Raw genomic sequence first — 11,554 nt, 5'->3', positions numbered from 1 at the left:
GGGGGTCGGCGACGGGCGGGCGGCGGCCGGGATCGGGACGCGGTAGACCGGGCTGCGCGCCCCCTCCGAGCCGGTCAGCAGCGCCGCCCCGTCACGCGTGTACGTGATCGACTCGGCCTGGTCCAGCTCCGGCATCGTCACCCTGGTGATCTGCTCCCCGGAGGGCCGGAAGAGGGTCGCCGAGAAGTAGGTGCGGACGACGTACGACGAGCCGTCGGGAGCATAGGCGGCGTCCGTGGCCATGAGCGGCGCGTTGGCCACCTTGCGCAGCACGTTGACCCGGTCGGCCCGCAGCCGCTTCGGCGCGGCGTACACCGACCCGGCGAACTCCTTGGACACCACGTAGAGCCGCCCGGTCCTCGGGTTCACCATGACGCCCTCCGCGTTACGAGCCCCGTCCGCGTACCGGAACCGGTATCGGGTGGCGGGCAGCGTGGCGTCGCCGAGCGTACGCGGCTCCATCACCTTGTAGACGGAGATGTCGGGCCAGGCGCCGTCGAGGTTGTCGCCGATGTCGGCGAACCAGAGCACCCCACGCCCGCTCGCCGGGTCGCGGGTGGCGGCCATGGCCTCCCAGTCGCGCGCCTCGGCCCCGCGCACCTGGAACGTGGCCAGCGTCCGCCCTTCACCGTCGACGGCGTAGAACGTCGGCGTGGCGGCGCTGTCGTTGTGGGTGTAGTAGACGTCATCGCGCGTCGGCGACACGGCGAGCCCGCTCGACTCGGTGATCTGCGGATCCTTGAACGTGAACACCCGCCGCGGCTGCTCGTCGTCGGGCGCCGCCCAGGCCGGGGCGGCGGGCAGCAGGCAGAGCGCCGCCACGACGGCGAGCATCCGGATCACGACTTCCCCCACGCCGCCATCATGCCCCACCGGTCAGCCCGCGACGTGATCCCCCGCGCCGACCCGGGCGCTGTGGCGGTGGAAGCCGGCGCCCTGGAGCACGAGCAGGAGCCCGTTGGCCACCGCCATGGCCGTCCACAACCCGGTGATCCCCCACGTACGGGCCACGGGAACGGCGGCCACGACGAGCAGCCCGTACCCGATGGCGAAGAACAGCAGGCTGGCCGACGAGCGCTTGAGCGCGGTGAGACCGAAACCCCGCACGGCCTGGGCCGCGTCGAGCACCGAGGCGAGCAACATCAGCGGCAGCAACCCGAGCACGCGCGACAGCACCGCCGGGTCGGCGGTGAACAGCCCCACCAGCGGCTGCCCGAAGGCGAGCAGCAGGCCGGCCACGACGAGCGTCCCCATGACGGCGAGCAGCGCCGCGGTGCGGCCGGCCCGGCGCGCCCCGGCCGGGTCGGTGGCGCGGGCGACCTCGGGCACCGAGACCTGCGCGACGGAGAGCCCGACCATCATGACGAGGCCGGTGAGCGTGGTGAGCACGGCGTGCGCGGCCGTGTCGCGTGCCCCGGTGGAGCCGGCCGCGAAGGTGACGACCGCCAGCACCCCGAACTTGATCAGCACCGTCCCCGCCAGCGGGACGCTGACCCTGGCCAGCGTGGCGATCTCCCGCACCCGGGGCCGCGCCTGCCCGACGGGCCGTCCGAGCGCGCGTCGCAGGAGGCCGGCGGCCACGGCCGCGGCCACCACGCCCGAGACCGCCCAGGCGATGCCGACCCCCGTCAGCCCGAGCGACGGCACCAGCAGGGCGGACAGCCCGCCCAGCCCGACGGCGTAGACGAGGGTCGGCCACAGCACGTTACGCGGCCGCCCGAGCGCGACCAGGATGGTGCTCGTGCCTCCGGTGGAGGCGAAGACCAGCAGGTAGACCGCGAGGAACCAGGGCAGCGCGCCCATCTCGCGGACGACCTCGCCGGGCACTCCGGTGGCGCCCGCGAGCAGCGGCACGCTCAGCACCGCGAGCGCGCCGAACGTCCCGGCGACCATGCTGAGCCAGCGCGCGTCGCGGACGACCGGCACGGCCGCCCCTGGATCGTCGCGGTACGGGGCCACGAACGGCCCGAGCCCGCGCAGCGCGCCCTGGACGGCGGCGCTCGCCGGGTTCAGCACGGCCGTGACCAGCGCGAAGGCGGCGAGCGTCACGGTGTCGTGGTGGCCGAGCACCGAGGTGACGACCAGCGAGCCGACCGTCCCGGCGATCATCGCCAGGAAGAGGGGGACGGCGGCGCGAAGGAGATCGATCACGAAACTGAATAGTTCGAAATCATGAACCAACGCTATAGCCTGGAGCGCACTCCAGCTTCTTATCGTGAGTCACATGGACTACGTGAACCTCGGACGCAGCGGTCTGCTGGTCAGCCCGCTCTGCCTCGGCACCATGAACTTCGGCCCCCGCACCTCGGAAGAGGACTCCTTCGCGATCATGGACCGGGCTCACGAGCTGGGCCTCAACTTCTTCGACACGGCCAACACCTACGGCGGCAAGAGAGGCGAGGGAGTCACGGAGCGCATCATCGGCCGGTGGTTCGCCCAGGGCGGCGGCCGCCGCGAGAGGACGGTCATCGCGACCAAGCTCTACGGCGACATGGGCGACTGGCCCAACGAGCGGCGGCTGTCGGCCCTCAACATCCGGCGGGCCTGCGACGCGTCGCTCAAGCGGCTGCAGACCGACTACATCGACGTCTACCAGGCCCACCACGTCGACAGGAACACGCCGTTCGAGGAGTTCTGGGAGGCCATGGAGGTCCTGCGACAGCAGGGCAAGATCCTGTACGTGGGCTCGTCCAACTTCGCCGGCTGGCATCTCGCCAAGGCGCAGGAGAGCGCGGCCCGGCGGCGGTTCATGGGCCTGGTGAGCGAGCAGTCCCACTACAACCTGCTCACCCGCGCGGTCGAGATGGAGGTGCTGCCGGCGTGCGAGGACTACGGGATCGGCGTGATCCCGTGGAGCCCGCTGGCGGGCGGCCTGCTCGGCGGCGTGCTGCGCAAGCTGGACAAGGGACGCTCGGGCGCCGACCACATGCTCCAGCAGCTGGACAAGCACCGAGACAAGATCGAGCAGTACGAGAAGCTCTGCGACGAGCTGGGCGAGCACCCGGCGAACGTGGCCCTGGCCTGGCTGCTGAAGCAGCGGGCGGTCACGGCGCCGATCATCGGCCCGCGCACGATGGAGCAGCTGCAGGAGAGCCTGCGTGCCCTGGAGATCGACCTGGACGACGCCGCCCTGGCCCGTCTCGACGAGATCTTCCCGGGCCACCGCACGGCGCCGGAGGACTACGCCTGGTGACGCTCAGGTGAGCAGGGCGCCCACCACGACGATGAGCAGCAGCAGGCCGAGCACGATCGGCAGCAACCAGGGGCGAGGACGATCCACGACCTGGAGCCTAGCCGCGCTCGGAGGGTGCCAGCGCCCATTCGGCGAGTGACTCGTACCTCACCTGGGGTCCTGTGTGGCTGCGTACGAGACGGACGCGCTCCGCCCGCCACGGCGAGCCGCTGAACCCTTCCAGCGACTCCACCAGCGGGCGGAGGTCCGTCTCGGTCTTGGCGCGGGCCAGCGTGAGGTGAGGGTGGAACCGCTTCTCGTCGGTCTGCGCGGCCCCGGCCCGCCGGGCGCCCGCCTTGACCGAGTCGGCCAGGCGCACCATGGAGTCGCCGGTGACGCCCACCCAGAAGACCCGCGCCCGGCGCGCCGAGGAGAAGGCGCCGAAGTGGTCGAAGGCCAGGTGGGCGACCGGATGGCGGTGTACGGCGCGGGCCAGCCGCTCCTCCAGCTCGGGCAGCACCGGCTCGGGCACCTCGCCGAAGAAGCCCAGCGTGATGTGCCAGGTGGCCCGGTCGGGCCAGCGCAGGCCGGGCACCTGCCCGACGTGGGGGGCGATCGCGCGCGCGATCTCGTCCAGCACCTCGTCGGGCGGCACCACGGCCGCGAACAACCTCATGTTCCCCGATTGTGCCGTCGTCCCCGGCCGGTCGGCGCACCGGCCCGCCGGGGACATGACTCATGCGACGGCGAGGGCTGGCTTGCGCACCCGCGAGCCGATCAGGCGTGTCATGACCACCGCGAGGCCGGTGCCCACGAGCACCAGCGCGCCGGACAGGATCACGCCGACCCGGGGCCCGCCCAGGTCGGACAGCCAGCCGACCAGCGGCGCGCCCAGCGGCGCCCCACCGGTGAACACCAGGAAGTAGATCCCCATGACGCGTCCGCGCATCTCGGGGGACGTGGCCATCTGCACGCTCGCGTTCGCCGCCGTGTTGATCGTGATCAGCGCGATCCCGGCGGGCACGAGCAGCACCAGGTAGGCGGGGTAGAACGGGGCCAGCCCGGTCGCGATCTGGAACAGCCCGAAGCCGAGCGCCCCCGCGAACAACACCTTCCTGGTCGGCTGGGCCCGGCGCGCGGCGAGCAGCGCCCCGCCGAGCGCACCCACGGCGAACATGCTGGAGGCCAGCCCGAACGACGACGCGTCGGCGCCGAACACCTCGCGGGCCATCAGCGCGATCGACATGGAGAACGACTGCGAGAACATCGAGACGAACCCGATGAGCAGCACCGGCATGAGCAGTTCCTCGCGCCGCAGCACGTAGCGCAGGCCCTCGCGGAGTTGTCCCTTGGCCCTGGGCACGGGCTCGGCCGGGTTCAGCTCGGACGAGCGCATGAAGACCAGGCTGGCGATCACGGCGAGGAAGCTCAGTGCGTTCAGCACGAAGAGCGGCCCGGGACCGCCGAGCAGGTGCATCAGCACGCCGGCCAGCGCCGGACCGGCCACGCGGGCCAGGTTGAAGATGGAGCTGTTGAGCGCGATCGCGTTGGGCAGGTCGCCCCGTCCGACCATCTCGACCACGAACGCCTGCCGCGTCGGCACCTCCACACAGGAGATCATGCCGAGCAGGAACGCCATCAGGTTCACGTGCCAGACCTGGGCGGAGCCCGTCAGCGTCAGCGCGCCGAGGGTGAGGGCCAGCAGGCCCATGAGGGTCTGGGCCGTGACGAGGATGGGCCGCTTGGGGTAGCGGTCGGCGATCACGCCGCCGAACATCCCGAACAGCAGCATCGGCAGGAACTGCAGTGCGGTGGCCGTGCCGAGCGCCGATGCGCTGCCGTTGGTCAGGTCGAGCACCAGCCAGTCCTGGGCGGTGCGCTGCAGCCAGGTGCCCGTGTTGGTGACGATGCTCCCGGCCGCGTACATGCGGTAGTTGGGAATCTTGAGCGACCGGAACATCCCGGTCTTGGGTTCTTCGGGCTCTAGATCTTGCTGAGCTTCTCCAGGATCGGCGCCGCCTGCCTGAGTATCGACCTCTCCTCCGGCGACAGCTCCTTCAGCCGCTGTGTCAGCCACGCCTCCTTGCGCCGCCGCTCCTCCTTCAGCAGCTTCTCGGCGGCCTCGGTCACCGACACGCTCACCTGGCGCCGGTCGGTCGGATGCGGGGTGCGGGCGACCAGGCCGCGCTCCTCGAGGGCCGCGATCACGCGCGTCATCGAGGGCGGCTGCACTTTCTCGAGCTCGGCCAATTCGCCGGGGGTTATCCCGGAATGCCGATCCACCGCGGCGAGCGTCGCGAACTGCGTGGGCGTCAGCGAGTGCGCCGCCGCCTGGCGCCGCAGACGCCTGTTGAGCCTTGCCAGCGAAACGCGCAAGGCCGAAGCGAGACCCGCGTCGCTGCGCAGGTCCGTCTTGGATGGGGTTCTGGTTAGCATGAGTCATTACCTTTGCTAACTATAGGGGAACTCAAGATATTTCCCAACGTTAAACGTCTCACCCTTTGATACCCGAAGCCGCCCCATGCGTGCGCATGAGGCGGCTTCGGGTGTGACGGATTCCGGGCGATCATCGCCGGAGCGCTGCTAGGAGAGCCCGAAGAGGATCTTGATCGGGCCGATGGCGAAGTACAGGAGGAACAGCGCCGTGACACCCCACAGCAGCGGGTGGATCTCCCGCGCCCGCCCTCTCACGAGCTTGATCAGCACGTACGTGATGAAGCCGACGCCGATGCCGTTCGAGATCGAGTAGGTGAACGGCATGACGACGATCGCGAGGAACGCGGGGATCGCGATCTCGTAGTCGTTCCAGTCGATGTCGCGGATCGACGTCATCATGAGGAAGCCGACGACCACGAGAGCGGGGGCGGCGGCCTCGTACGGCACCATCGTCACGAGCGGCGCGAAGAAGATCGCGATGAGGAAGAGCAGGCCGGTGACCACGCTCGCCAGGCCGGTCCGTGCGCCCTCGCCGACGCCGGCGGCCGACTCGATGTAGGTGGTGTTGGAGGAGACCGAGCCCGCGCCGCCCGCCGCCGCGCCGATCGAGTCGACGAGCAGGATCTGCTTGGTACGCGGCAGCGCGCCGTCCTCGCCGACCAGGCCCGCCTGGCGGCCGACGCCCACGACCGTGCCCATGGTGTCGAAGAAGTCCGTGATCAGCAGCGTGAACACGAACAGCCCGGCCAGCAGCAGGTCCACCCGGACGAACCCGCCGAACGGGTCGAACTCGGTGAACAGCGTGAGCGGGTTGTGGAAGGCGAAGGGCTCGCTGGGCAGGACCGGACGGTTCAGCTGCCAGCCACCCGGGTTCTCCGGCGAGGCGCTGCCCGCCCTGGCGATCGCCTCGACGATGATCGCCAGGACGGTCGTGCCCACGATGCCGATGAGGATGGCGCCCTTGACCTTGCGCGCCACCATCGCCGCCGTGGCCAGCAGGCCGAGGACGAAGACGAGGATCGGCCACGAGGTGAGGTTGCCGGCGATGCCCATCTCCAGCGGCGTGCCCTCGGCCCTGCGCACGAAGCCGGCGTCCACGAACCCGATCAGCGCGATGAACAGGCCGATGCCCACGCTGATGGCGGTCTTGAGCTGGGCCGGGATGGCGTGGAAGATCGCCGTGCGCAGGCCGGTCAGCACCAGCAGGGCGATGATGATCCCCTCCAGGAAGACCAGGCCCATGGCCTCTTCCCAGGTCATGACGCTGGCGATGTTGAAGGTGACGAAGGCGTTGAGCCCGAGCCCGGCCGCCATCGCGAACGGCACGCGGCCGACGACGCCCATGAGGATCGTCATCACGCCCGCGACGAACGCCGTGCCGGCCGCGACGAGCGCCACGTTGGGGGCGGTCCCGTCGCCGATGAACTGGCCTTCCACGTCCTGTCCGTTGGCGATGATGAGGGGGTTCAGCACCACGATGTAGGCCATCGTGAAGAAGGTGGCGAGGCCGCCCCGGATCTCACGGGAGAAGGTCGAACCTCGTGCGGAGATTGAGAAGTATCGGTCGATTGCGCTACGTGTGTCGCTCACGCGGCGAAGAGTGACAGTTGCGGTGACCTGCGAAAAGAGTCAGTAATGGGATCGAGACCCGATTGGAAGCTAGTCTGGACACGTGAAGCAGCAGTGGCATCCCGACCCGGAGCCGATCAAGACCAACGACACCGTCGCCGTCGCCGCCGGGACCGCCGTGTGGGCCGCCGCCCTGATCTTCCTGCTGCTCTTCCGCCCCGCCCCGGAGAACACGTGGTGGATCTGGACGTGCGTGACAGGGATCGCCTTCGGCTTCTTCGGTCTGTGGCTGGTCCGCCGCCGCCGCTGACGCCACCGGGCCGCCCCTGACAGGGCGACCCGTCACACAGCGGTTCGCCGGCTCAGGACAGGTCCGCCTCGGCCAGCAGCAGCGGCACCGCGGCCGGGTCGCGCAGCAGCGCCGCCACCGCGAGCCGGTCGTTCCACTGCCCGGTGGCCCAGGCCAGGCCGCGCGCCAGCCCGTCGACGCCCGTGCAGTGCACCGCGCCCTCGAAGTAGCGCCACGCGCACGCCACCCCGTCGACCAGCAGCTTGTCGTGCTCGACGTACGTCTCGGGCGCGGTGGGCAGCAGCGACCGCACCTCGGGCGGCACCGGCCGCACCACCCCCTCGGAGGTGACCTCGCCCGGCGTGAGCTCACCGGCCAGCGGCAGGTCGAGCAGCTCCGACAACGCCTCGGCCAGGTCGTACGGGGCCAGCACCAGCGGCCGGTCGGTGACGAGCTGCAGCAGGTCGGGCGCCTCCACCACGACCGCGTCGTCGGCCGGGGCCACCACGATCGAGCCGCCCAGCACCGCCCGCACCCGCGACGGCGGCGCCACCCGCGACGGGTCGACGGCGGCCAGCGCGATCCACAACGCGCGCAACTGGGCCCGGTCGACCTCGATCGACTCCTCGGCCATCAGGTCGAGCAGCTCCTCCGGCCCGCCGTGGGAGGCCAGCAGCTCGGCCAGCGTCGTACGGACGCCGAGCATCGCCAGCGCCGCCTCGTCGAGACCCGCGGGCGCGTCGGCGTAGAGGCCCTGCAGCACCGGGTCGGCCCCGGGCAGCCGCAGCTCCAGCGGCCTGCGCCCGCCGAGCACGGGGTGGTGGGCCAGCCACCACGCGGTGTAGGACGGCACCTCCACGCCCTCGACCCGCAGCGGGTGGAGGGCGGCGCGCAGCGGCGGCCTGGTCAGCAGCTCCAGCGCGGCCGGCCAGTCGGCCACCAGCTCCAGGTCGCGCACGGCGGTGAACTCGGGCACCAGCGGCGGCACGTCGAGGTCGGGCAGCAGGTCGAGCACGTGGTCGAGCCACTCGGCCTCGCCGTCGAGGTCGTGGTCGCACTCGTCGGGGTCGAGCAGCACGTCGGACTCGTGCACCATCGCGAACCCGTCGAGCACCCCGGCCGCCGCCAGCACCCGCGCGCCGTAGGTCTCCTCCAGCTCGGACGCCGCCACCCCGAGATGGGTGTCGGCCTCCAGCAGCCCGGCCAGCGCGCCGTCGGCCAGCATGAGCTCGCCCGCCGGGTAGAGCTCGCCGTCGGCGCCGGGCAGCGCCAGCTCGGCCAGCCAGGGCGCCTCGCCGGGAGCCAGCCCCGCCGCGCCGACCAGCGACAACACCGCCCGCGCCACCGGCCCGGGGTCGGGGCTGTCGAGCGACTGCGCGACGGCCGCCTTGGTCAGCGGGTCGTCGAGGATCGTACGCGGCGTGGCCTCGGCCGCGCCGAGCCGCAGCAGCGCCGGGTGGGCCGCCTCCGGATGCACGATGCGCAGCCCGAGCGGCGTCAGGTCGAGGTCGGCGCCCCCGTCGGTGAGGATCAGCGTGCCGCGCGGCCCGCGGACGAGCCGCCCGTCGGTCAGCGGCACCGGCAGCGCGCCGAGCGACTCGGGGTCGTCGGCGGGCAGCACGTCGTAGAGAGAGCGCCACCACGACGGCTCGCGCGCCTCGACGGCCTCCCCCGACAGCAGGTCGACCACGTCGGCCAGCTCGACCCTGCGCACGCCGAGCGCGGCCATGGCGGGGTGGCGGGCGGGCCAGCCCGCGGGCAGCAGCCCGGGGACGAAGTCGGCGACCGTCTCCAGCAGCTCCGCCGTCGCGGACGGCACCACGGCCGCCTCCCGGCCCGCGACCACCCAGCCGTCGCCCTCGGGCTCGCGCGCCGGATGCTCCACCAGCCACTCGGCGTCGGGCTCGTAGACCGGCACCTCGGCGAACGACGGCGTCTGCACGGCCGGCGCGGGCGCCGACAGCGCGGGCAGCAGCGGCGTGGCCGGCAGCCGCGCGAGCACGGCGCGGCGGATGCGGGCGTCGAGCTCGCCCTTGCCCAGCATGGAGGGCACGAGGTCGAGCAGCTTCGGCGTGCGCGGCAGCTCGCGCAGCAGCCGGACGTAGGCGTCGGCCACCCGCTCCACCAGGAAGTCGGCGAGCGGCCCCTTGGCGACGTGGCGCCGGTCGGTGGCCATCGGGAACGACGCGATCAGCAGCGCGGGCAGGTCGAGCGGCTCGTCGCTGGGCGTGGGCGCGTGGACCACGGGCGGCACGGTCTCGGGCAGCGGCCCCGGCTCGCCCGTGCCGGTGACGGGCACCGCCCAGCGCAGCGACCAGAAGGGGCGCGCCCGCTCCTCGGTGGGCCGGTCGGCGAAGAGCCGGCTCACCTCCTCGGGGGTGAACTCGCCCGAGTCGGACACGACGTGCCAGCCGTCGCCGACCACCTCGCGCCTCTCGCCCTCGACGTCGATCTCGATGACCTCGAGCGCGGGCATGCCGATCAGCAGCGCCGGGCTGGTCTCGGCCAGCATGCGCCGCACCGCCTCGACGCAGGCCCGGTCGCGCAGCGGCAGCCGGACGATCGTGTCGAACCCCTCGGGAACGTCGATGGGCGGCGGCTCGTCGAACGGCAGCCGCAGCAGCGGCACGTGGCCGCCCCGCCCGGCCAGCTCGCCCGCGAGCTCGGTGATCTCGGCGACCAGCGCCGCCGTCTCCGTACGGGACCAGCGCACGGCTCCGACGCCGCGCGAGCCGATGGAGGGCGCGTCGCAGACGGAGACCACCGCCGCGAAGCCGACGCCGAACCGGCCCGCCGCGCCGCTCTCGTCACGCTTGCCGGAGGCCCGCAGCGTGGACAGGCTCTCCACGCCGGTGGCGTCGAGCGGGGCGCCGGTGTTGGCGGCGGTCAGCATGTCGCCCCGCAGCGTCAGCCGCAGCACTCCCGGCACGCCCGCCCGCAGGGCCGCGTCGGCGGCGTTCTGGGCCAGCTCGACGATCAGCCGGTCGCGGTAACCGCCGAGCGCGAAGTCCTCCTCCGCGTTGGCGTCTTCGCGGAACCTGGCGGGCGAGGCCGTCCACGCGGCGAGGACGGCCGCTCGCATCCGGTCAGTGCCGTAGGTGTCGCTCATCTATCACGATCCTGGTTGTGGGTCTGGGGCCACCGTAGGGTAGCGGCCTTCACCGACACTCAGATCACGAATGCCCGAGCTCCTCCGAGGCGGACTCGTCGACCGATCCGGCCTCCTCCTCCATGAGGTCGTAGCCGAGGTCGTCGAGGATGGGGATGGCCTGCTCCACGGGCGGCGGCAGCACCGCGGCCTCGGAGTGGGCGCCGCAGCCGTGGTCGGCGGCCACCACCTTGCCGTCGTCGGGGGCGTACTCGTTAGTGCAGACTCCGAACATCTGCCGCAAGCTGCCCGCGAGCTGCCAGTAGAAGCCGCAGGTGGAGCACTGCGCGGGAGCGGCGTGTGCGATCGGTGTATGCGGCCCGTGCTCGCCCGAGTGCCAGCGCCTGGCCGCCCGGTCCTTGCCGATGGCCGAGAGCACACGTGCTCGGCCCAGGCCGTACTCGAAAACCGTCTGATGCTCGGCGTCGTCGGCGGTGTCGGTGAAACCGGGGACGAGCCGGTCGTCGTCCTCGGGGGTGGGCAGCAGGTCGCCCACGCCGAGGTCGCCGGGGCGCAGCCGCTCGCTCCACGGCAGCCACTCGGGCGCCAGCAGCGCGCCGGTGCCGGGCAGCAGGACGGCCTCGCTGACCGTCACCTTCTTCGCGCGCGAGGCGCGCGTGACGGTGACGGCCCAGCGCCAGCCGCGGTAGGCCCGGTCGAGGCAGGCGAAGTAGTGGGTGACGATCCGGTCGCCTTCGCTCTCGTAACCGAGGTGCTCACCGGGCTCACCCGGGCGCGCGAGCTCCTCGGCCGCGGCACGCGCCAGATCGACCGCGGCGACACAGGCCTGGTCGGGAGCGGAGACGCGGGCCCTGGTGCGACTCATCGGGCAGCCTCCGCCGAAAGGTGCTGTTCGCTCACACTTCATTCTCACCCATCCTGGGACCTGCGGGTGCCGACAACCGCGGATCTCCCCCAGAGAAGCCCCCCGAATCAGACC

Annotated in this window: 10 protein-coding genes; 2 read left to right on the top strand and 8 right to left on the bottom strand. The window is 72.1% G+C overall.

Features of this window, described 5'->3' with window-relative positions; genetic code table 11:
• Positions 1-855: hypothetical protein (locus C1J01_RS40395; RefSeq protein ID WP_111184338.1), on the bottom strand; the 855-nt coding region annotated here is incomplete at its 3' end.
• 21 nt (positions 856-876) lie between these two features.
• A complete protein-coding gene (locus C1J01_RS40390; RefSeq protein ID WP_111184337.1) occupies positions 877-2,151 on the bottom strand; it encodes an MATE family efflux transporter in 1,275 nt (424 codons plus the stop codon).
• Positions 2,152-2,224: 73 nt separating this feature from the next.
• Here C1J01_RS40390 and C1J01_RS40385 point away from each other — a divergent pair, with 73 nt between their 5' ends.
• A complete protein-coding gene (locus C1J01_RS40385; protein ID WP_111184336.1) occupies positions 2,225-3,193 on the top strand; it encodes an aldo/keto reductase in 969 nt (322 codons plus the stop codon).
• Between the two features lie 97 nt (positions 3,194-3,290).
• Here the strand turns inward: C1J01_RS40385 and thpR are convergent, their stop codons facing one another.
• The 4 genes from thpR to C1J01_RS40365 form a co-directional block, all read right to left on the bottom strand.
• On the bottom strand, positions 3,291-3,848 hold the full coding sequence (gene thpR, locus C1J01_RS40380) for an RNA 2',3'-cyclic phosphodiesterase (RefSeq protein WP_111184335.1): 558 nt from the start codon (positions 3,846-3,848) through the stop codon (positions 3,291-3,293).
• Positions 3,849-3,908: 60 nt separating this feature from the next.
• Positions 3,909-5,132 carry an MFS transporter gene (locus tag C1J01_RS40375; protein WP_111184334.1) on the bottom strand — a complete coding sequence of 408 codons (1,224 nt, stop codon included), beginning with the start codon at positions 5,130-5,132 and terminating at the stop codon, positions 3,909-3,911.
• A 23-nt stretch (positions 5,133-5,155) separates the two neighbouring features.
• Entirely contained in the window at positions 5,156-5,608 is a 453-nt protein-coding gene (locus tag C1J01_RS40370) for a MarR family winged helix-turn-helix transcriptional regulator (RefSeq protein ID WP_111184333.1), read from the bottom strand.
• Positions 5,609-5,755: 147 nt separating this feature from the next.
• Complete coding sequence (locus tag C1J01_RS40365) at positions 5,756-7,198, bottom strand: NCS2 family permease (RefSeq protein ID WP_111184332.1); 1,443 nt, start codon at positions 7,196-7,198, stop codon at positions 5,756-5,758.
• A gap of 82 nt (positions 7,199-7,280) precedes the next feature.
• Here C1J01_RS40365 and C1J01_RS40360 point away from each other — a divergent pair, with 82 nt between their 5' ends.
• Positions 7,281-7,487 carry a DUF2530 domain-containing protein gene (locus C1J01_RS40360; protein ID WP_111184331.1) on the top strand — a complete coding sequence of 69 codons (207 nt, stop codon included), beginning with the start codon at positions 7,281-7,283 and terminating at the stop codon, positions 7,485-7,487.
• A gap of 52 nt (positions 7,488-7,539) precedes the next feature.
• Here the strand turns inward: C1J01_RS40360 and C1J01_RS40355 are convergent, their stop codons facing one another.
• Positions 7,540-10,575 (bottom strand): sacsin N-terminal ATP-binding-like domain-containing protein, encoded by a 3,036-nt coding sequence (locus tag C1J01_RS40355; RefSeq protein ID WP_111184330.1) that lies wholly within the window; start codon positions 10,573-10,575, stop codon positions 7,540-7,542.
• A 64-nt stretch (positions 10,576-10,639) separates the two neighbouring features.
• A complete protein-coding gene (locus tag C1J01_RS40350; RefSeq protein ID WP_111184329.1) occupies positions 10,640-11,440 on the bottom strand; it encodes a DUF3027 domain-containing protein in 801 nt (266 codons plus the stop codon).
• Positions 11,441-11,554 lie beyond the last annotated feature (114 nt).

Origin of the sequence: Nonomuraea aridisoli (assembly GCF_003236395.1) — a bacterium.
In the GTDB taxonomy this organism is placed as follows: Bacteria; Actinomycetota; Actinomycetes; order Streptosporangiales; family Streptosporangiaceae; genus Nonomuraea; species Nonomuraea aridisoli.
This window is presented reverse-complemented; position numbering and strand designations above follow the sequence as displayed.